This window comes from Kitasatospora sp. NPDC101801 (assembly GCF_044766665.1).
Taxonomy (GTDB): Bacteria; Actinomycetota; Actinomycetes; order Streptomycetales; family Streptomycetaceae; genus Kitasatospora.
Map to the genome: position 1 here is coordinate 1 of NZ_JBIWML010000006.1, position 20,000 is coordinate 20,000.

Annotated in this window: 16 protein-coding genes and 1 rRNA gene; 7 read left to right on the top strand and 10 right to left on the bottom strand. The window is 72.7% G+C overall.

The features are described from left to right. Positions 1-91, top strand: a 5S ribosomal RNA gene (rrf, locus tag ACIRPK_RS10500); the annotation flags it as partial. Positions 92-143: 52 nt separating this feature from the next. Here the strand turns inward: rrf and ACIRPK_RS10505 are convergent. Both ACIRPK_RS10505 and ACIRPK_RS10510 read right to left on the bottom strand, forming a co-directional pair. Continuing rightward, complete coding sequence (locus ACIRPK_RS10505) at positions 144-644, bottom strand: DinB family protein (protein WP_403035847.1); 501 nt, start codon at positions 642-644, stop codon at positions 144-146. Next, on the bottom strand, positions 641-1,096 hold the full coding sequence (locus tag ACIRPK_RS10510) for a GNAT family N-acetyltransferase (RefSeq protein ID WP_403035850.1): 456 nt from the start codon (positions 1,094-1,096) through the stop codon (positions 641-643). Before ACIRPK_RS10510 ends, ACIRPK_RS10505 begins: the two co-directional genes overlap by 4 nt. Positions 1,097-1,187: 91 nt before the next feature. Between ACIRPK_RS10510 and ACIRPK_RS10515 the strand changes: the two genes are divergently transcribed. From ACIRPK_RS10515 to ACIRPK_RS10525, 3 genes are all read left to right on the top strand, one after another. Then, positions 1,188-3,416 carry an ATP-dependent RecD-like DNA helicase gene (locus tag ACIRPK_RS10515; protein WP_403035853.1) on the top strand — a complete coding sequence of 743 codons (2,229 nt, stop codon included), beginning with the start codon at positions 1,188-1,190 and terminating at the stop codon, positions 3,414-3,416. 225 nt (positions 3,417-3,641) lie between these two features. Beyond that, a complete protein-coding gene (locus ACIRPK_RS10520; RefSeq protein WP_350669777.1) occupies positions 3,642-4,931 on the top strand; it encodes a citrate synthase in 1,290 nt (429 codons plus the stop codon). 462 nt (positions 4,932-5,393) lie between these two features. Then, positions 5,394-6,113, top strand: coding sequence for an SDR family NAD(P)-dependent oxidoreductase (locus tag ACIRPK_RS10525; protein ID WP_403035856.1), 720 nt, complete (start codon positions 5,394-5,396; stop codon positions 6,111-6,113). Between the two features lie 371 nt (positions 6,114-6,484). Here ACIRPK_RS10525 and ACIRPK_RS10530 read toward each other — a convergent pair whose 3' ends face one another. From ACIRPK_RS10530 to ACIRPK_RS10540, 3 genes are all read right to left on the bottom strand, one after another. Further along, positions 6,485-8,749 carry a heavy metal translocating P-type ATPase gene (locus tag ACIRPK_RS10530; RefSeq protein WP_403035858.1) on the bottom strand — a complete coding sequence of 755 codons (2,265 nt, stop codon included), beginning with the start codon at positions 8,747-8,749 and terminating at the stop codon, positions 6,485-6,487. Between the two features lie 83 nt (positions 8,750-8,832). Next, positions 8,833-9,051 (bottom strand): heavy-metal-associated domain-containing protein, encoded by a 219-nt coding sequence (locus ACIRPK_RS10535; RefSeq protein ID WP_403035861.1) that lies wholly within the window; start codon positions 9,049-9,051, stop codon positions 8,833-8,835. A gap of 246 nt (positions 9,052-9,297) precedes the next feature. Continuing rightward, a complete protein-coding gene (locus tag ACIRPK_RS10540; RefSeq protein ID WP_403035863.1) occupies positions 9,298-10,248 on the bottom strand; it encodes a PrsW family intramembrane metalloprotease in 951 nt (316 codons plus the stop codon). A 129-nt stretch (positions 10,249-10,377) separates the two neighbouring features. On the opposite strand from ACIRPK_RS10540, the gene ACIRPK_RS10545 reads away from it, so the two are divergent. After that, complete coding sequence (locus ACIRPK_RS10545; protein WP_403035866.1) at positions 10,378-11,574, top strand: PP2C family protein-serine/threonine phosphatase; 1,197 nt, start codon at positions 10,378-10,380, stop codon at positions 11,572-11,574. On the opposite strand, the gene dhaL is transcribed toward ACIRPK_RS10545, so the two are convergent. After that, entirely contained in the window at positions 11,571-12,146 is a 576-nt protein-coding gene (gene dhaL / locus ACIRPK_RS10550) for a dihydroxyacetone kinase subunit DhaL (protein ID WP_403035868.1), read from the bottom strand. The two genes, ACIRPK_RS10545 and dhaL, sit on opposite strands and share 4 nt — an antisense overlap. A gap of 12 nt (positions 12,147-12,158) precedes the next feature. After that, positions 12,159-13,154 carry a dihydroxyacetone kinase subunit DhaK gene (gene dhaK / locus ACIRPK_RS10555; protein ID WP_403035871.1) on the bottom strand — a complete coding sequence of 332 codons (996 nt, stop codon included), beginning with the start codon at positions 13,152-13,154 and terminating at the stop codon, positions 12,159-12,161. A 136-nt stretch (positions 13,155-13,290) separates the two neighbouring features. Here dhaK and dhaM point away from each other — a divergent pair, with 136 nt between their 5' ends. Continuing rightward, on the top strand, positions 13,291-13,683 hold the full coding sequence (gene dhaM / locus ACIRPK_RS10560; protein WP_403035874.1) for a dihydroxyacetone kinase phosphoryl donor subunit DhaM: 393 nt from the start codon (positions 13,291-13,293) through the stop codon (positions 13,681-13,683). A 12-nt stretch (positions 13,684-13,695) separates the two neighbouring features. On the opposite strand, the gene ACIRPK_RS10565 is transcribed toward dhaM, so the two are convergent. Next, positions 13,696-15,378: a bifunctional 3'-5' exonuclease/DNA polymerase gene (locus ACIRPK_RS10565; RefSeq protein ID WP_403035876.1), complete on the bottom strand. Its 1,683-nt coding sequence runs from the start codon at positions 15,376-15,378 to the stop codon at positions 13,696-13,698. Between the two features lie 195 nt (positions 15,379-15,573). Between ACIRPK_RS10565 and ACIRPK_RS10570 the strand changes: the two genes are divergently transcribed. Beyond that, the gene (locus tag ACIRPK_RS10570; RefSeq protein WP_403035877.1) at positions 15,574-17,604 is read left to right on the top strand and encodes a M3 family metallopeptidase; all 2,031 of its coding nucleotides are present in this window, start codon (positions 15,574-15,576) and stop codon (positions 17,602-17,604) included. Positions 17,605-17,631: 27 nt separating this feature from the next. Here ACIRPK_RS10570 and ACIRPK_RS10575 read toward each other — a convergent pair whose 3' ends face one another. Next, positions 17,632-19,137, bottom strand: coding sequence for a cellulase family glycosylhydrolase (locus ACIRPK_RS10575; protein WP_403035879.1), 1,506 nt, complete (start codon positions 19,135-19,137; stop codon positions 17,632-17,634). 106 nt (positions 19,138-19,243) lie between these two features. Continuing rightward, positions 19,244-19,873, bottom strand: coding sequence for a TetR family transcriptional regulator (locus ACIRPK_RS10580; RefSeq protein WP_403035881.1), 630 nt, complete (start codon positions 19,871-19,873; stop codon positions 19,244-19,246). Positions 19,874-20,000 lie beyond the last annotated feature (127 nt).

Sequence of the window (20,000 nt, forward strand, 5' to 3'; positions counted from 1 at the left end):
GCCCGGTTACATTCCGAACCCGGAAGCTAAGCCTCATAGCGCCGATGGTACTGCAGGGGGGACCCTGTGGGAGAGTAGGACGCCGCCGAACAATCTTTAGTCAGAAAGCCCCTACCCGGGATCGGGTAGGGGCTTTCTGCATTTCAGATACCGGTTTCCCCGTCCAGCGTCTCGCGGATGATGTCCGCATGGCCGGCATGCCGGGCGGTCTCCTCGATCATGTGGAGCATGACCCAGCGCAGGTTGCGACCCGCCATCCTCGGCCAGGCGCACGGGGTCTCCAGGGACATCCCGGCGACGATGTCCCGGTTGAGGGCGACCTGGGTCTCGTAGAAGGAACGCCATGCCGCGACGGTGTCGTCGTCGCCGAGGGCGAAGTCCGCACCTTCCTCCTCGTCCACGGCCGGCCACTCGTCGGGGTGCTGGTGGCCGGCCAGGATGATCTGGAACCAGCGGCGCTCCCAGATGCCGGAGTGCTTCAGCAGACCGAGCAGGGAGAGTGTGCTCGCGGTGGGTACCCGCCGGGCGTCCTCGTCGCTGAGGCCGTCGAGTTTGCGGAGCAGGGAGGCGCGTTGCTTGTCGAGGAAACCGACCAGGGCCTCCCGCTCGGTGTCGGTGCCGACGGCGGCGGGGCGGGGGCTCACCGCAGGTCCAGCTTGAAGCCGACGTGGGAGCCGGTGAAGCCGAGGCGTTCGTAGAAGCGGTGCGCGTCCGTGCGGGTGGCGTCCGAGGTGAGTTGGATGAGTTCGGCGCCGAGGCTCCTGGACTGCTCGACGGCCCACTCGATGAGCACGGTGCCCAGGCCGGTGCCCCGGGCGGAGGCGTCGATCCGGACGGCCTCGATCAGGGTGCGGGTGGCGCCGCGGCGGGAGAGGCCGGGGATCACGGTCAGCTGGAGGGTGCCGACGGTGCGGCCGGCCGACTCGGCGACCACCAGGTGCTGGTGCGGGTCGGCGGCGATCCGGGCGTAGGCCTCCTGGTAGGGGGTCAGGTCGTCGGGGGACTCGCGGGTGGCGCCGAGCGGGTCGTCGGCGAGCATGGCCACGACGGCGGGGAGGTCGGTGGCCTCGGCCGGTCGGATCGTCAGATCGTTCATGATCAGGACGATAAGGCACGACCGTACCCGCACTGTCGGTGCGGGAGGGTACGGTGCGTAGCGCACCGTCACCGACCCGAGGGGGCGCCCTGTGAGTCCGCAGAGCACACAGCCGCCGCAGCGTCAGCTTGCCCAGGTGGAGGGCGTGTTGGAGCGGGTCACGTACGCCAACGAGGAGACCGGTTACACGGTGGCCCGGGTCGACACCGGGCGGGGGGCGAACGACCTGCTGACGGTCGTCGGGGCACTGCTGGGCGCGCAGCCGGGGGAGTCGCTGCGGCTGTTCGGGCGGTGGGGCTCGCACCCGCAGTACGGGCGGCAGTTCATGGTGGAGAACTACACGACGGTGCTGCCGGCCACCGTGCAGGGCATCCAGCGCTACCTGGGCTCGGGGCTGATCAAGGGCATCGGCCCGCGCTTCGCGGAGCGGATCGTCGAGGCGTTCGGGGTGGAGACCCTGGAGGTGATCGAGAACGAGCCGAAGCGCCTGATCGAGGTCCCCGGTCTCGGGCCGAAGCGGACCAAGATGATCGCGGCGGCCTGGGAGGAGCAGAAGTCCATCAAGGAGGTGATGGTCTTCCTGCAGACGGTCGGCGTCTCCACCTCGCTGGCGGTGCGGATCTTCAAGAAGTACGGCGACGCCTCGATCGGCGTGGTGAAGAACGAGCCGTACCGGCTGGCCTCCGACGTGTGGGGCATCGGCTTCCTGACGGCGGACCGGATCGCCCAGGCCGTCGGCATCCCGCACGACAGCCCGGAGCGGGTCAAGGCGGGCCTGCAGTACGCGCTTTCGCAGAGCAGCGACCAGGGGCACTGCTTCCTGCCCGAGGAGCGGCTGATCGCCGACGGGGTGAAGCTGCTCCAGGTCGACGTGGGTCTGGTGATCGACTGCCTGGCCGAGCTGGTGGCGGCTGAGGGCGTGGTGCGCGAGCAGGTGCCGGGTGAGGGCGGGCTGCCGATCACGGCGGTGTACCTGGTGCCGTTCCACCGGGCCGAGGTCTCGCTGTCGAATCAGCTGCTGCGGCTGCTGACCGCCGACGTCGACCGGATGCCCGGCTTCGCGGGGGTGGACTGGGAGGCCGCGCTCGGCTGGCTGGCGACCCGGACGGGAGCCGAACTCGCCCCGGAGCAGCGGGAGTCGGTGAAGCTGGCGCTGACCGAGAAGGTCGCGGTGCTGACCGGCGGCCCGGGCTGCGGCAAGTCGTTCACGGTGAAGTCGATCGTCACGCTGGCGCTGGCGAAGCGGGCCAAGGTGGTGCTGGCGGCACCGACGGGGCGGGCCGCCAAGCGGCTGGCGGAGCTGACGGGGGCTGAGGCGTCCACCGTGCACCGGTTGTTGGAGCTGCGGCCGGGCGGAGAGGCGGCCTACGACCGGGACCGGCCGCTGGACGCCGACCTGGTGGTGGTGGACGAAGCGTCGATGCTCGACCTGATCCTGGCGAACAAGCTGGTGAAGGCGGTCGCACCGGGTGCCCACCTGCTCTTCGTGGGGGACGTCGACCAGTTGCCCTCGGTCGGCGCGGGCGAGGTGCTGAGGGACATGCTGTCGGCCGGCAGCCCGGTCCCGTCGGTGCGGCTGACCAGGATCTTCCGGCAGGCCCAGCAGTCGGGGGTGGTGACCAACGCGCACCGGATCAACGAGGGCCTGCCGCCGATCACCGACGGCCTGCCGGACTTCTTCCTGTTCGCGGAGGAGGACGCGGAGGCGGCCGCCGGTCTGACGGTGGACGTGGTGGCCCGGCGGATCCCGCAGCGGTTCGGCCTGGACGCCCGTCGCGATGTCCAGGTGCTGGCCCCGATGCACCGGGGCCCGGCCGGTGCGGGCGCGCTGAACACGTTGCTCCAGGCGGCGGTGACGCCGGCCAGGGAGGGCCTGCCGGAGCGCCGCTTCGGCGGCCGGACGTTCCGGGTGGGCGACAAGGTCACCCAGATCCGCAACAACTACGAGAAGGGGCAGAACGGGGTCTTCAACGGCACGGTCGGCGTGGTGACCGATCTCAACGTCGACGAGCAGCGGCTCACCGTCCGGACGGACGAGGACGAGGAGGTCCCGTACGACTTCGACGAGCTGGACGAGCTGGCCCACGCCTACGCCGTGACGATCCACCGTTCGCAGGGCAGCGAGTATCCGGCGGTAGTGATTCCGGTCACCACTTCGGCCTGGACGATGCTGCAGCGGAACCTCCTCTACACCGCCGTGACCAGAGCGAAGAAACTGGTGGTGCTGGTCGGCTCACGGAGAGCGATCGCCCAGGCGGTTCGAGCCGTCAGTGCTGGTCGCAGGCACTCCGCACTCGACCACCGACTCGCAATTGGATGATCATCCAAGGGGCTGCCGTACCCAGGGGTTGTCTTGACGTGAAGAGATTTACGGCGGAACCTGGTCTGTGCCGATCTTGTCCGGTTCATACGGGCTGCGGCGAGAGCTTTTGTAGGGCAGGGGCCTTCTCGGCCCACCCCGGGTGCACGGCGGTCCTGCGGATGGGGGATCGTAGAGACAGTCAGGGCACCTTGGAAGAGGATTCATTTCGTCGGTGAGGAAGACGTGAGCGACAACTCGGTAGTACTGCGGTACCAGGACGGCGAGTACGAGTACCCCGTCGTCGAGAGCACTGCGGGCAACGCCGGCTTCGACATCTCGAAGCTGCTCCCGCAGACCGGCCTGGTCACCCTGGACAACGGCTTCGGCAACACCGCCGCCTACAAGTCCGCGATCACTTTCGTGGACGGTGACAACGGCATCCTGCGCTACCGCGGCTACCCGATCGAGCAGCTGGCCGAGAAGGCCAGCTTCATCGAGACCGCGTACCTGCTGATCAACGGCGAGCTTCCGAACGCCGATCAGCTGGCGGTGTTCAGCAACGAGATCACTCAGCACACCCTGCTGCACGAGGACGTCAAGCGCTTCTACCAGGGCTTTCCGCGGGACGCCCACCCGATGGCGATGCTCTCCTCGGTGGTCGGCGCGCTCTCGACGTTCTACCAGGACAGCCACAACCCGTTCGACGCCGGCCAGCGCCACCTGTCGACCGTCCGGCTGCTCGCCAAGCTCCCGACCATCGCCGCGTACGCGTACAAGAAGTCGGTCGGCCAGCCGTTCGTCTACCCGCGCAACGACCTGAGCTACGTCGAGAACTTCCTCCGGATGACCTTCGCCGTCCCCGCCGAGGACTACGAGATCAACCCGGTCATCGTGAACGCGCTGGACAAGCTGCTGATCCTGCACGCGGACCACGAGCAGAACTGCTCGACCTCCACGGTCCGCCTGGTGGGCTCCAGCCACGCCAACCAGTTCGCCTCCATCTCGGCCGGTATCTCGGCGCTCTGGGGCCCGCTGCACGGCGGCGCCAACCAGGCCGTGCTGGAGATGCTGGAGGAGATCCAGAAGTCCGGCGGTGACGTCGACACCTTCATCCGCAAGGTGAAGAACCGCGAGGACGGCGTGAAGCTCATGGGCTTCGGTCACCGCGTCTACAAGGCGTTCGACCCGCGCGCCGCGCAGGTCAAGATCCTCGCGCACGAGGTGCTCGGCCAGCTCGGCAAGTCCGACGAGCTGCTGGAGATCGCGCTCAAGCTGGAGGAGCACGCGCTCAAGGACGACTTCTTCGTCTCGCGCAAGCTCTACCCGAACGTGGACTTCTACACCGGTCTGATCTACCGCGCCATGGGCTTCCCGACCAGCATGTTCACCGTGCTGTTCGCGCTCGGCCGGCTGCCGGGCTGGATCGCCCATTGGCACGAGATGATCAACGACCCGGGCAGCCGCATCGGCCGTCCGCGCCAGATCTACACCGGCGTGGAGATCCGCGACTACGTCGAGCTCGACGCGCGCTGACCCACCCCGTACGCAGCAGGGCCCGACCACCACTGGTGGTCGGGCCCTGCTGCGTCCTGCGCAAGGGTGCGGCGCACGACGCCCGGGGGCGGCCCTGGTTGCCGGGAGCGGCCGCTCAAAGCGCTCCCGGCGGTGTCGCTCCCCGGCGTCGTGCGCGAGACGGCCGAGCGGACTCGGCAGTCGTACCGGGGCCCGCCGGAGCCCCGTCCACGGCGGTCATGGACCGTCGTACTACAAAGGTAAGACGTATTCGGGGGCGCAAAGTTACGTTCGGGGGGTGTGAGTTGGCTCTCTCCACGCTCCGTGCACGAGTGGTGTCAGCGTCATACCACACGATCCCAGCCGGGCGACGTCACCCTCCCCGCAGCCGCCGCAACCCAGCGTGATAGGAATCGTCCCATTCCGGTACGGACCGCCCGCGCACCCTCAGTCGCGGCGGCAAGCCAGGGAGGGAGTGCGCAGATGGCCAGGAACGTCGTAGTCACCGGTGGCGGCACCGGCATCGGGTACGAGGTGGCACGCCGCTTCGCCGAGGCGGGGGAGCGGGTGGTGATCGTCGGCCGTCGGCGGGCGGTCCTGGAGAGAGCCGCCGCCGACCTCGGGCCGAACGTCACCCCACTGGTCTGCGACCTCGCCGACCCCGACGCGGTCGAGGACGCCCTGAGCTCGCTGCCCGCCGAGATCGACGTACTGGTCAACAACGCCGGCAGCCGGGAGACCGTGATCGGGGCCGGACCGCACGCCGTGCTGGCCCGCTGGCGCGGGGACTTCGAGCGCAACGTGCTCACCGTGGTGCTGCTCACCGAGTCGATCCGGGACCGGCTCGCCCAGGGCACCGGCCGGGTGGTGACGGTCAGCTCGATCGCCGCCCTGCGCGGAGCGGGCTCGTACGGGGCCGCCAAGGCCTCGCTGCACGCCTGGAACCACTTCCTGGCCGCCCAGCTCGGCGCCTCCGGCATCACCGCCAACATCGTGGCCCCGGGCACCGTCTCGGGCACCGAGTTCTTCGGGCCCCGGCTGGACGAGGCCGAGGTCTCCCGGCGGGCGGCCCGCACCCTGCTCGGCCGGATCGGCGAGTCGGGCGAGGTGGCGGCGGCGGTCTACTTCCTGGCCTCCGCCGAGGCCGGTTTCATCACCGGCGAGATCCTGCACTGCAACGGCGGCGAACTGCTCGGGCGGTAGCTGGTGGCAGGGTGCTCGGGCATCTACGGTCCAGGGGATCGGGGCTGCACCTTTGGCAGGGTGCTCGGGCATCTACGGTCCAGGGGATCGGGGCTGCACCTTTGGCAGGGTGCTCGGGCATCTACGGTCCAGGGGCTCGGGGCTGCACCTTTGGCAGGGTGCTCGGGCATCTACGGTCCAGGGGCTCGGGGAACTGCGAGGAGATCTGACGTTCGGGTCACTGCGAAAGTGCCTGACCACCTACGCAACGATCACCTTGCAAGGGTCGGCGTCGCAGTTCCCCGAGCCCCTGGACCGTAGCCCCGAAGCACCTGCGAAAAGTTGGCGTCGCCCGCGCGGCGGAGCCGCACAACAGCAGAGCCCCGAGCCGCTCACGCGGCAGCGTTGAAGCGGCGCAGGCGGAGGCTGTTGGTGACCACGAAGACCGAGGAGAAGGCCATCGTGGCCCCCGCGACCACCGGGTTGAGCAGGCCGGCTGCGGCGAGCGGGATCGCGGCGACGTTGTAGGCGAAGGCCCAGAACAGGTTGCCCTTGATGGTGGCGAGGGTGCGGCGGGAGAGCCGGATCGCGTCGGCGGCGGCCCGTAGGTCGCCGCGGACCAGCGTCAGGTCGCTCGCCTCGATCGCGGCGTCGGTGCCGGTCCCCATGGCGAGGCCGAGGTCGGCCTGGGCCAGGGCGGCGGCGTCGTTGACCCCGTCACCGACCATGGCGACCGAGCGGCCCTCGGCCTGCAGCCGCCGGACGGTGGCCACCTTGTCCTCGGGGAGCACCTCGGCGATCACGTCCGCGGCGTCGATGCCGACCTCGGCGGCGACCGCCTCGGCGGCGCTGCGGTTGTCACCGGTGAGCAGCACCGGCCGCAGACCGAGCGCCCGGAGTTCGGCGACGGCCAGGGCCGAGCTGGGCTTGACGGTGTCGGCGACCACCAGGACGGCCCGGGCGGCGCCGTCCCAGCCGACCGAGACGGCGGTGGCGCCGGCGGCCTCGGCCGCGGCCTTCGCCCGGGCCAGGGCGGGCGGCAGGTGCTGGGCCCAGTCGGCGAGCAGCAGCTCGCGTCCGGCGATCACCGCGTGGCCGTCGACCACGCCCTGGACGCCCCGGCCGGGGACGTTCTCGAAGTTCTCGACCGGCGGGAGCTCGCCGAGCCGTTCGGTGGCGGCTGCGGCGACGGCGGCCGCGATCGGGTGCTCGGATGCGTGCTCCAGGGCGCCGGCCAGCCGGAGCACCTCGTTCTCGGTGACCCCGTCGGCGGTGTGTACGGCGGTCAGGGACATCCGACCGGTGGTGACGGTGCCGGTCTTGTCGAGCACGACGGTGTCCACCCTGCGGGTGGTCTCCAGCACCTCGGGGCCCTTGATCAGGATGCCGAGCTGGGCTCCGCGTCCGGTGCCGACCATCAGGGCGGTCGGGGTGGCCAGGCCGAGGGCGCAGGGGCAGGCGATGATCAGCACCGCGACGGCGGCGGTGAACGCCTGGGTCGGGCTGTCACTGACCAGCAGCCAGCTGACCAGGGTGCCGAGCGCGATCAGGATGACCGCGGGGACGAAGACGGCGGAGATCCGGTCGGCCAGCCGCTGGGCGGCGGCCTTGCCGTTCTGCGCCTCCTCGACCAGCTTGGCCATCCGGGCCAGCCGGGTGTCGGCGCCGACCCGGGTGGCCTCGACCACCAGGCGGCCGCCGGCGTTGACGGTGGCCCCGGTGACGGTGTCGCCGACGGTCACCTCGACCGGGACGGCCTCGCCGGTGAGCATCGAGGCGTCCACGGCGGAGCTGCCCTCGACCACGGTGCCGTCGGTGGCGATCTTCTCCCCGGGCCGGACCACGAACCGCATGCCGACCGTGAGCGCGCCGACCGGCAGCCGTACCTCGCGGGCGCCCTGGAGGACGGCGACGTCCTTGGCCCCGAGGTCGAGCAGGGCGTGCAGGGCGGCGCCCGCGCGGCGCTTGGAGCGCGCCTCCAGCCAGCGGCCGAGCAGGATCAGGGTGGTGACGACGGCGGCGGTCTCCAGGTACAGGGTTGACGAGGCGTCACCGCCGCCGACTCCGAGGGTGAAGGCGTGCCGCATGCCGGTCATCCCGGCGTGCCCGAGGAACAGGGCCCAGACGGACCAGCCGAAGGCGGCCAGGGTGCCGAGCGAGACCAGGGTGTCCATGGTGGCCGCGCCGTGCCTGAGGTTGGTCCAGGCGGCGCGGTGGAAGGGCAGGCCGCCGTAGACCACGACCGGGCCGGTGAGCGCGAAGGCGAGCCACTGCCAGTTGTCGAACTGCAGCGCCGGGATCATCGAGAGCAGCACCACGGGCGCCGAGAGCGCGGCGCTGATCAGCAGCCGCTCGCGCAGCGGATCGGGCTGGGCCGGCGGCTCGGCCGAGGTCTCGGCGGTCGCGGGTGGGGCGGGCAGCTCGGCGGTGTAGCCGGTGCGCTCCACGGTGGCGATCAGGTCGGCCACGCTGACCTCGGGCGCGAAGTCGACCTGCGCCTTCTCGGTGGCGTAGTTGACGGTGGCCTCGACGCCGTCCATCCGGTTGAGCTTCTTCTCGATCCGCGCCGCGCAGGAGGCGCAGGTCATGCCGCCGATGGCGAGTTCCACCCGGTCGCGGAGGGCGCCGGGCTCTATGCCTGGGGTGGTGGTGCTCATGGCTCTTCTCTGCTCCTCGGTACGAGCGGGCGGTGCGGGGGCGTACGGGGCCGGGCACGCCTGGGCGGCCCCGTACGGAGTGCTCAGGCCGAGCGGCCGACCAGCTCGTAGCCGGCCTCGTCGACGGCGGCGCGGAGCTGCTCGTCGTTCAGCGGGGTCTGCGAGGAGACGGTCACGGTCCCGGCCTTGGCGTCCGCGGCCACCTCGGTCACGCCGGGCAGGCCGGCCACCTCGGCACTGACCGACTTCTCGCAGTGGCCGCAGCTCATACCGCTGACGGAGTAGGTGACGGTGCTCGACATCGGGGCCTCCGGGGCTTCGTTGCCCCTGGGCAGGGGCTGACTCTGACAACACCATACCCCCCTGGGGTATTCCGTGCGCCAGCGGGTGAGGTGGCGATCGTCACGATCGCCAGCAGAGAGTAACGGTCCGACGACCCAGAGTCCGGCTCGGCGGGCCGGGGCGTGTCACGTCGGGGTGACCGGAAACGCGAGAGCGGGTGGTTCCACGGAATCCCGGGAACCACCCGCTCTCGTCGGACCGTCCGGTCAGCCGGCCGGAGCGGCCGCCCGGCTCCGGCCGATCAGCGACCGGAGCCAGACCAGGCCGCCGAGCGAGACCACGATCAGCCCGAGGGTGTCGTACAGCGTGTAGAGGTGGACCTGCTGGCTGGTCGGGCTCGGCATGTAGCCGAGCTCGAAGACGGCCCGCTGGAAGTCGCTCGCGGTGGTCCGGGCCACCAGCCAGACGGCGATGCCGCCGGTGCTGTCCCAGAGCGCATGCAGCAGCGAGACACCCAGGTAGGTGAGGATCACCGGCGCGTTGAACCGGAAGTGCGTGCCGCGCCGCTCGCGGAACAGCACCCCGCCCATGATCGCGGTCCACAGGATGTGGCCGACCGGGGCCAGGACGCCGCGCAGGATCTCGGTCTCCACCAGGTCCTTGAGCGAGAGGCCGTGGATGCTCAGCACCGCGTTGAAGGCGTAGCCGGCGCTCTCGAACGCCGCGAAGCCCGCGCCGACGGTGGCGCCGAGCACCAGGCCGTGCCGGAGGCCGGCCACCGGGATGCGGCGGGCCACCATGATCAGGGCGGCCAGCTTGACCGCCTCCTCGATCAGGCCGACGCCCACGTACATCCAGACCGAGGGGGAGATCAGGTAGGTCTCCAGCACCGAGGCGCCGAGCACGCCGATGATGCCGCCGATGCCGAAGCAGGCGGCGATCCGCTCGGTGCCCACGTCGACGGCGTAGCGCTCGTACGCCCAGACCACGAAGGTGCCCGGGACCAGGAAGCTGCCGAGCAGCACGATGGTCGGCACCAGGTTGCTGCTGTCGGTGAAGAAGGTGACGACCACGGTCGCCACCCAGAGGGCCAGGCCGATCAGGAACAGCCGGAGCCAGTGGCGGGACTGCTGGGCCGGTGGCGCGGCGGCGGGTGCGGACCGCTGGGGACCGGGCGGAGGGGGAGATGGCGGGGTGTGGCTGCCGTATCCGGACATCGGCGGGGGCCTTCCCTCGATGAGTGGGCGTCACGTTCCCCGTACGGTATGACAAAAGGCGCAATTCGGGTGGCATTCGCCTGGCGGACGCGCGGATGCGAAGACCGATTACTCCGCTATGTTCGGTATGTGTCCCGGTTCACCCGAGCCCAGTCGCCCACGGCCCCCAAGGCCGCGGGGCTCTCGCCCGCCCGGCGGGAGCGCGCGCTGCTCGCCGCCGACCTGCAGGACCTGTCCTGGCGCCGGCGGGCCACCCCGGCCCTGCTGGCCCTGCTGGTGGTGGTGTTCGCGGACCTGGTGACCGGGCGGGAGAGCTACCTGGCCCCGCTGATGGTGGTGGTCCCGTCGATGGCGGCGCTGACCCTGCGGCCGGCGGAACTGCTGGTGGTCTGCACGGTCGGTTTCGGCGCCCTGATCGGGCTGGGGCACTACGACCAGGTGGCCGATCTGAACAACGGTCAGTTCCTGTTCGGCGCGGTGGTCAGCTACCTGATCCTGTCGGTGTTCAGCGCCTGGGTGGCCCGGATCAGGATGCGCAGAGCCGCGGCCTTCGCCGCCGTCTCCTCGGTGGCGGAGGCCGCCCAGCGCGCCCTGCTCCGACCACCCGGCCCGGCGGTCGGGCCGCTCCGGCTGGCCGTCCGGTACGCCTCGGCGGCCGACGCCGCCCGGATCGGCGGCGACCTGTACTCGGTGCTGGAGACCCCGCACGGCACCCGGGTCCTGGTCGGCGACGTCCGGGGCAAGGGGCTCGGTGCGGTGCAGACCGCCGCCGTGGTGCTCGGTGCCTTCCGGGAGGCGGCGTACGACGAGAGCGGGCTGCTCACGGTGGCGGCCCGGGTCGAGGCCAGCGTGGAGCGGCACGTGCCGGACGGTGAGTTCACCACCGCGCTGTTCGCCGAGGTGACCCGCCCCGGCACGGTGGAGCTGCTGCACTTCGGGCACGTCCCGCCGATCATGGTGGCCAGGGACGGGACGGTGCAGGTGCTGGAGGCCAGCGACCCCTGGGTGCCGCTCGGTCTCGGCCGGCTGGCGGCCGGTGAGCCGCAGAGCATGGAGACCGCCTTCGGTCCGGAGGACGTGCTGGTGCTCTGCACCGACGGCGTGATCGAGGCCAGGCACCACCGCAGCGGCGAGTTCTACCCGCTGGCCGAGCGGGTCGGCCCGCTGGTCCGGGAGGCCGCCCGGTCGGCGGCCGAGCTGGAGGTGGCGGTCGGGCGGCTGTACGCCGACCTGCTGGAGCACACCGGCGGCGAGCTGGGGGACGACGCCCTGCTGCTCCTGATCAGCCGGACCGACCTCGAACGGCCCCCGGCCCAGGGTCCCTAGGCCACGTCGGCCAGCGCGCGCAGGATCAGCGCGGCCGAGGTGGCCCCGGGGTCCTGGTGGCCGACGCTGCGCGGGCCCAGGTACGACGCCCGGCCTTTGCGGGCCCGGAGCGGGACGGTGTCCAGCGCGCCCCGTTCGGCGGCGGCCGCCGCGTCGGCGTACGAGCCGGTCAGCCCGAAGGCGGCCAGTGCCGGGGTCCAGGCGTCCACGATGGTCTTGTCGCCCGGGGCGGCGCCGCCCAGCCGCTCGACCGCGGCCAGCCCGGCGGCCAGTGCCGAGCCGAAGTCGCCGCCCTCGGTCAGTGCCGCGCCCATCGCCCGGAATGCCTTCCCGTACAGCGGCCCGGAGGCGCCGCCGACCTTGGAGATCAGCGTGCTGCCCGCCTTGGTCAGCACCGCGCCGGCCGAGTCCAGGCCCTCGATCGCGGGCAGTACGGCGCTGAAGCCCCGGTGCAGGTTCGCGCCGTGGTCGCCGTCGCCGATCGCCGCGTCCAGGTCGGTCAGTTCCTGCTGCCGCCGCTCGACGGCGGCCGCGACGGCCCGCAGCCAGTCCAGGGCGAGGGTGGTGTCCATCCGGGCCTCCGCTCAGGACCAGCGCAGGGCGGGGGTGGCCACCGGGGCGTCCCAGAGCTCGAGCAGTTCCGGGTCGGCCTTGGTGAGGGTCAGTGCGAAGCCGGCCATGTCGAGGCTGGTGACGTAGTTGCCGACCAGGTTGCGGGCGATCCGGATGCCGCGCCCGGCCAGCCGTTCGGCCACCGCGCCGTAGACCACGTACAGCTCGATCAGCGGGGTGCCGCCGAGCCCGGTCAGCAGGGCGATCACCTCGTCCCCGGCGGTGAGGTGGTGGTCGGCCAGGATGGTGTCGACCACCTCGGCGGCCAGTTCGGCGGCCGGGCGCAGCGGCTCGCGGCGGCGGCCCGGTTCGCCGTGGATGCCGACGCCGACCTCGATCTCGTCCGCCGGGAGGTCGAAGCCCGGCTTCCCGGCGGCCGGGACGGTGGCGGCGGTGAGCGCGATGGCGAAGGAGCGGGAGGCGGCGTTGACCCGGTCGCCGAGGGCGGCCACCTCGTCGAGGCCGGCGCCGCGCTCGGCCAGCGCACCGGCGGTCTTCTCGACCAGCACGGTGGCGCCGGTGCCCCGGCGGCCGGCCGTCCAGGTGGAGTCCTCCACCGCGACGTCGTCGTTCACCAGCACGGTGCGGACTTCGATGCCCTCGTCGGCGGCCAGCTCGGCGGCGAGTTCGAAGTTCAGCACGTCACCGGTGTAGTTCTTCACCACGAAGACCACGCCCGCGCCGCTGTGCACCGCCTGCGCGGCGGCCAGCAGCTGGTCCGGTACGGGGGAGGTGAACACCTCGCCCGGGCAGGCCGCGTCGAGCATGCCGGGGCCGACGAAGCCGCCGTGCAGCGGTTCGTGCCCGGAGCCGCCGCCGGAGACCAGCGCGACCTTCGGGACGGCCGGCCGGCCGGACCGGGTGATCACCCGGTTCTCCTGGTCCACGGTCAACTCGGGGTGGGCCGCCGCGAATCCGGCCAGCGCGTCGGCCACCACCGTCTCGGGGGCGTTGATCAGCTTCTTCACGACCGGCTCTCCTCGCGGTGGCGACGGGTGCTGCGGCCGACGTTACGTCAACGGGGGCCGCCCGGCCTCCGGTACGACACGCCAGGACCGAACTGGTCGGGGGTGGACGGCGGATGGCCCTGGGTATGGTCGGGGCATGGGCGCGTACGTGGGCATCGTTCTGGTCTCGCACAGTCCCGGCCTGGCGGCCGGGCTCCGGCACCTGCTGGCCGAACTCGACTCCGGGAACGTCCGGGTGCTGCTCGCGGCGGGCACCGAGGACGGCGCGCTCGGCACCAGCTACGACCTGATCGTGGCGGCCGTCGCGGCGGCCGACTCCGGGGCCGGGGTGGTGGTGCTGGCGGATCTGGGCAGCTCGGTGCTGACCACGCTGGCCGCCCTGGAGGACCACCCGGCGGAGCGGGCCAGGCTGGTGGACGCGCCGTTCGTGGAGGGCGCGGTGGCCGCCCTGGTCACCGCCTCGACCGGGGCCGCGCTGGCCGAGGTGGTGGCGGCGGCCGAGGACGCCAGGGGCTACCGGAAGTTCTGAGCCGGTGTCAGCTCACTTGGCGTCCGCGTAGGAGTCCACCACGGCGGTGCTGAGCGGGAAGCGCACCGGGGTGTCGCCGAACACCAGCCGCCGGGCCTCCTCGCCGGCCTCGGTGACCGCCTCGACCACCTGGTCGGCCAGGTTGACCGGGGTGTGCACCATCACCTCGTCGTGCTGGAAGAAGACCAGGTGCGGCCGGTCCGCCCCGGTGCCCAGGGGCGTCAGCCGGCGGCGCAGCGAGGCCAGCAGGGCGAGCGCCCAGTCCGCTCCGCTGGCCTGGATCACGAAGTTGCGGGTGAACCGGCCGCGCGCCCGGGCCGAACGCCCGCCCGCCTCCCCGGCGGTCTCCGGAGCCTCCGTCAGGTCCAGCCAGTCGGCGGACGGCGGTGGGCAGGTGCGGCCCAGCCGGGAGCGGACGATGCCGCCCTCCTCGCCGGTGCGGGCCGCCGCCTCGACGTAGCCCATCGCGGTCGGGTACCTGCGGCGCAGCGTGGCCAGCAGCGGGCCGATGTCCCCGCTGGTCTGGCCGTACATCGCGCCGAGCAGGCCGAGCTTGGCCTTCTCCCGGTCGCCCTGGAACGCCTGGGCGGCCAGCGCCGCGTACAGGTCGCCCTCGGCCGCCGACCGGGCCAGACCGGTGTCGCCGGAGAGCGCGGCCAGCACCCGGGGCTCCAGCTGGGCCGCGTCCGCCACCACCAGGGCCCAGCCCGGGTCGGCCACCACCGCGCCGCGCAGGATCCGCGGGATCTGCAGCGCCCCGCCGCCCCGGCTGGCCCACCGGCCGGACACCACCCCGCCGACCACGTACTCCGGCCGGAACCGGCCGCCGCGGGCCCAGGCGTCCTGCCACGCCCAGCCGTGCGCGGCGTGGATCCGGGACAGCTCCTTGTAACGGATCATCAGCCGGGCCGCCGGGTGGTCGATCTCGCGCAGCTCCCACACCCGGGTCGAGCCCAGCCGGATGCCCTGGTCGGCGAACGCCTTCAGCACCTGGGCGTGCGAGTCCGGGTTGAACGGGCGGGCACCGAGCGCCTGCTGCAACTCGACGGACAGCTCGGCCAGCAGCTTGGGCTGGGTGCCGGGCACCTGCGGGCGAGGACCGAGCAGGTCGGTCAGCAGCCGGTCGTGCCGGTCCGACCGCCACGGCAGGCCGTCGTACGTGATCTCGGTGGCCAGCAGCGCCCCGGCCGACTCGGCGGCCACCAGCAGCCGGAACAGGCCGGGCTGCTCGACCAGCGCGATCCGGCGCAGCTGCTCGGCGTGCACCGCCACCACCGCCGTCAGCTGGTCGGTGCCGGGAGGCAGTTGCAGCCGGTCCGGCGCGAACAGGCTGTCCTGGTCCTCGCCGCCGGCGGTCTCCGGCAGGTCGGCCGGGACCGGCAGCCCGCGCAGCCGCGCCCACGCGGCGCCGAGCGACCGGGGCTCGCCCCAGGCCCCCTCGTACCCGAGCAGCAACGCCTCCACCAGCCGCAGGTCGTGACACCGGCTCACCCGGAGCGGGAGCAGCGGGGCGTACGCGCTGTCGGCCGCCGCCCAGATCCAGCGGGGCTGCCCGGCCGCCTCCCGCTGCGCCACGGCGGCGGCCAGATCGGCCACCTGCTCCGGCGGCCCGAGCGGCACCCCGTCCTCGCCGAGCGGCTGCAACCGCCCACCCGCCCCGTGCGGAGCGGGCACAACGGCAATCCGTGGCGCCACGGGGCCTCCTCACACAGCGGACACAGGTTCGCCCCGACCGTACCGGCCCCCACCGACACATCCGCGCAGGCACGGGGCTGCACTGTTTGCAGGTGCTCGGGCAGCTACGGTCCAGGGGCTCGGGGCTCTGATGGCCGATGCCCGGAGCGCCCCCTGTCTTCCGGAGTGTGTGCCCGAGTGCCTAGGGTCGGGGTCATGAGCGACAACCCTTTCTTCGAGCCCAGCACCCTGGTGTTCGAGCTCCCGCCCTTCGCCGCCATCCGGGAAGAGCACTACCTGCCCGCCTTCGACCGCGGCATGGCCGACCAGCTCGCCGAGATCGCGGCCATCACCTCCGACCCGGAGCCGCCGACCTTCGACAACACGGTGGTGGCGCTGGAGCGTTCCGGTGCGCTGCTGCGCCGGGTGCGCCTGGTCTTCGACAACCGGAACAGTTCCGACACCACCCCGGGACTGCAGGCGCTGGACGCCGAGCTGAGCCCCCGGCTGGCCGCGCACCAGGACACCATCCTCCTCGACCCGGCGCTGTTCGCCCGGTTCGAGGCGCTGCACCGGGTGCGGGCCGAACTCGGCCTGGACGCCGAGAGCCTGCGGCTGCTGGAGCGGCACCACACCCGTTTCGTCCGGGCCGGGGTCCGGCTGCCGGCCGAGGGGCAGCTGCGGCTGCGGGAGATCAACGGCCGGCTGGCCTCGGCCCAGGCGGCGTTCCGGCAGAACGTGTTCACCGACACCCGGGCCCGGGCCGTGGCGGTGGAGCGTGCCGAGGAGCTGGCCGGCCTGTCGGCCGACGCGGTGGCGGCGGCCGCGGTGAACGGCCGGGCGCTCGGTCGGGACGGCTCGTACGTGCTGAGCCTGAAGAACTTCACCAACCAGTCCGAACTGGCCGAGCTCACCGACCGGGAGCTGCGGGCCCGGCTGTTGGCCGCCTCGGTGGACCGGGCGGTGGAGAGCAACGGTCCGCTGGCGATCGAGCTGGCCGGTCTGCGGGCCGAGCGGGCCGAGTTGCTCGGGTACCCGAGCCACGCGGCGTACGTGGTGGCCGACGAGACGGCCGGGACGGTCGGGGCGGTGGAGGAGCTGTTCGCCCGGCTGATCCCGCCGGCGGTCGCGAACGCGCAGGAGGAGGGCCGGAAGCTGGCGGAGTTCGCCGAACGGGCCGACGGGGTCACCGACTTCGCGGCGCACGACTGGCTGTACTACTCCGAGCGGGTCCGGCAGGCCGAGTACAGCCTGGACGCGGCCGAGCTGCGCCCGTACTTCGAGCTGGAGCGGGTGCTGCACGACGGGGTGTTCTTCGCCGCCGGGCTGGCCTACGGGCTGACCTTCACCGAGCGGGCCGACCTGACGGGGTACCACCCCGACGCCCGGGTCTTCGAGGTGTTCGAGGCGGACGGTTCCTCGCTGGGCCTGTTCCTCGGCGACTTCCACGCCCGGGAGTCGAAGGGCGGCGGGGCCTGGATGAACGAACTCGTCCAGCAGTCCGAGCTGTTGGGGCAGCGGCCGGTGGTGGTGAACAACCTCAACATCGCCCACCCGGCGGCCGGTGAGCCCGCGCTGCTGACCTGGGACGAGGTGCGGACGCTGTTCCACGAGTTCGGGCACGCCCTGCACGGGCTCTTCTCGGCGGTGCGCTACCCGCTGTTCTCGGGCACTGAGGTGCCGCGGGACTTCGTCGAGTTCCCGTCCCAGGTGAACGAGATGTGGATGACCAGGCCCGAGGTGCTGGCCAACTACGCCAAGCACCACCTGACCGGCGAGCCGCTGCCCGCCGAGCTGGTCGAGCGGATGGCTGCGGCCGAGCGGTTCGGGCAGGGCTTCCGGACCGTGGAGTACCTGGCCGCCGCGCTGCTGGACTGGGCCTGGCACACCGTGCCCGCCGGTGAACAGATCGAGGACGCCCGGGAGTTCGAGGTGGCCGCGCTGGCCAAGGCCGGGCTGGGCGACCCGCTGGTGCCGCCGCGCTACCGGACCACCTACTTCAGCCACGTGTTCTCCAACGACTACAGCGCCGGGTACTACGCGTACATCTGGTCCGAGGTGCTGGATGCCGACACGGTGCGCTGGTTCGGGACGAACGGCCGCAGCGTCCGGGAGAGCGGGGAGGTCTTCCGGGCCGAACTGCTCTCCCGGGGCGGCAGCGTGGACGCGCTGGACTGCTTCCGCGCCGTGGTCGGCCGGGACCCGGAGATCGCCCCGCTGCTGACCCGGCGCGGCCTGGCCGGCTGACCGGGCCCGGCCCGACCGGGCCCGGGTTCAGCGGGCGCTGATCCGTACCGTCACGGTGGTGCCGGGGCGGGCCAGCGGCAGCAGGACCCGGGCCACCCCGGCCCGGTCGCCCCGGGGCTGGTCGAGGTCCAGCACCGAGGCCCGGGCGCCGGTCACGGTGACCCGGGCGCCGTGCGGGTAGGCGGTGCCCGGCAGGCTGATCTCGGTCCAGCCGCCGCTGCCCCCGGCGGTGCGGCCGCCGGTGACGAAGGTCAGGGTGTACGTGCCGTCCCGGTGGCTCTCGGTGCCGGGGGTGCCCGCCAGGGCCCGGGCGTACGGGCCGAAGACCGGCTCGTTGCCGGGGGCCGGGCGGCCGTCCGGGCCGAGCGCGCAGTAGCCGCCCGCGCCCTTGCACCAGTACCACATCGCCCAGCCCGAGGCGAAGCCGTTCATCGCCGCGACCTGACGCTTCACCAGCTCGGCGTTGCCCGGCCGCCGGGAGTCGGGCGGCCCCCACTCGCCGACCAGCACCGGCAGGTGGTGGGCCGTGGGGTAGCCGGTGATCGCGGCGAGGTAGTTCTCCACGAAGCCGCCGGACGGGTCCCAGTCCCGGCCCGCCTCGACCGCGGTGTCGTAGAAGTGCGGGGCGTAGCCCAGCCGGTCGGCGCCCGAGCGCGGGTCGCCGAAGGACGGCAGCTGCGTCGGCACGCCCTGGCCGACCAGCACGGTCGGTTCGACGAACAGCCAGGACCGGCTGTCGACCTGCCGGACGGCCGTGATCAGCCGGCGGTACATCCCGGCCAGCCGGCCCTGCTCCAGCTCGGCCGAGGCGGCCACCAGCACGGCCGGGTCGGTCGGGTCACCGGGGATCGGGCCGGACGGCTCGTTGAACAGGTCGTAGCCCAACAGCGATCGGTGGTCCCGGAGTTCGCGGGCCACTCGGGTGTAGAAGTCGGCCTGCCAGCGGCGCAGGTCGGGGTCGTCGTAGAGGTGGGTGAAGGCGGCCTGCACGGCGGGCTGGAAGTAGCCGGCGAACCAGTCGTCCGGGTCCTCCTCGAACGGCAGGCCGTCGTCCCGGGTGGCCCAGAGCGGGATGCCCCGGTCGCCGCCGCCGAACTTCGGTCCGTAGACGTCCTGGTGGAAGTCGACCAGGGCCAGCAGGCCGTATTTCTCGGCCCAGTTGAGCACCCGGTGCAGCCGGGCCAGCTCGGTCCGGTCCAGCTGCCCCCGGGTCGGCTCCAGCCGGTTCCAGGAGATCGCCACCCGGACCAGGGTGAAGCCGTGCTCGGCGGCGGAGCGCAGGTCGGCCTCGGTCGCCTCGGCGTACTTGTCGACATTGAAGCCGCGCAGCTGGAGCACCCGCCCGGACTGGTCGGTCAGATGGGTCCGGCCGTCGGCGGTGGTCACCGTCCCGGTCGGGAAGTCGGCCCGCGGGTGGCGGTCGCCCTGGCGGTCCGCGTCCTGGTGGGCGGCGGCCTCGACCGGCAGCGCGGCGCCGGCCAGGACGGCGGCGGTGGCCAGGGACAGGGCGGCGGCGGTACGGCGGACACGCACGGGGCACCTCGCGGCGGGGCATGGGGGTGGGGTGCGCCGATCCTGCCGCACCCCGGGGGCGGGCACAAGAGGTGAGTACTACTCATGTTCTGCGCCCGCTCGGGCGCTACCCGAGCGCCCCGGGCAGCGGGGCGGCCGCCGCCAGCCGGCCCCAGAGCAGATCGGCCAGTGCCTGCACCATCCGGGCCCGCGGGCAGGGCCGCTGGTCCAGCCACCAGTCCCCGGCCGCCAGCACCATGCCGGTGATCGACCGGCCCCAGGTCTCGGCCAGCAGCGGTGCGTCCGGGCCGAGGTCGACCTGCTCCCGGACCGCCCGGGTGATCTCCTCGGCGATCTGCCGCAGGGCCGGCGCCAGCGCCTGGCCCGCCCCGGTCGGGTCGCCGGACTCCGGATGGGTCAGCAGCCGGTAGACCTGCGGGCGGGACTCGATGCCCGCGAGGTAGACGTCCAGCACGTGCTCGACCCGGTCGCGGCGCTCCAGCGGCTCGTTCAGCGCGGCCCGGACGGCGGCCAGCAGGCCGCTGGTGTGACGCTCGGTCAGGGCCCGGATCAGGCCGGTCCGGTCGCCGAAGTGCCGGTACAGGATCGGCTTGGTGATGCCCGCCTCGGCGGCGATCGCGTTCATGCTCGCGCCGGGGCCATCGCGCTGGACGACCCGGTCGGCCGCGTTCAGCAGTTGCTCGCGGCGGGGCTCGGCGGCGGTCGGCGGCTGCTCGCGGCGGGGCTCTGTGGACACGGTGACGCTCCTCGCTCGGCCGTTGACACGGATTACCAATCAGTAGCAGACTCGCGGCATGTTACCCGGGGTAACACCCCGATGGCGTGGGCCTTTCCGGTCCGCACTCCCGTCCCGGAGGCAACCC

Bases quoted from the DNA above. Each gene is read 5' to 3' on its own strand.
- ACIRPK_RS10510 (WP_403035850.1), bottom strand. From the start codon at position 1,096: ATGAACGATCTGACGATCCGACCGGCCGAGGCCACCGACCTCCCCGCC.
- ACIRPK_RS10525 (WP_403035856.1), top strand. From the start codon at position 5,394: ATGGCCAGGAACGTCGTAGTCACCGGTGGCGGCACCGGCATCGGGTAC.
- ACIRPK_RS10530 (WP_403035858.1), bottom strand. From the start codon at position 8,749: ATGAGCACCACCACCCCAGGCATAGAGCCCGGCGCCCTCCGCGACCGG.
- ACIRPK_RS10535 (WP_403035861.1), bottom strand. From the start codon at position 9,051: ATGTCGAGCACCGTCACCTACTCCGTCAGCGGTATGAGCTGCGGCCAC.
- ACIRPK_RS10540 (WP_403035863.1), bottom strand. From the start codon at position 10,248: ATGTCCGGATACGGCAGCCACACCCCGCCATCTCCCCCTCCGCCCGGT.
- dhaL (WP_403035868.1), bottom strand. From the start codon at position 12,146: ATGGACACCACCCTCGCCCTGGACTGGCTGCGGGCCGTCGCGGCCGCC.
- dhaM (WP_403035874.1), top strand. From the start codon at position 13,291: ATGGGCGCGTACGTGGGCATCGTTCTGGTCTCGCACAGTCCCGGCCTG.
- ACIRPK_RS10570 (WP_403035877.1), top strand. From the start codon at position 15,574: ATGAGCGACAACCCTTTCTTCGAGCCCAGCACCCTGGTGTTCGAGCTC.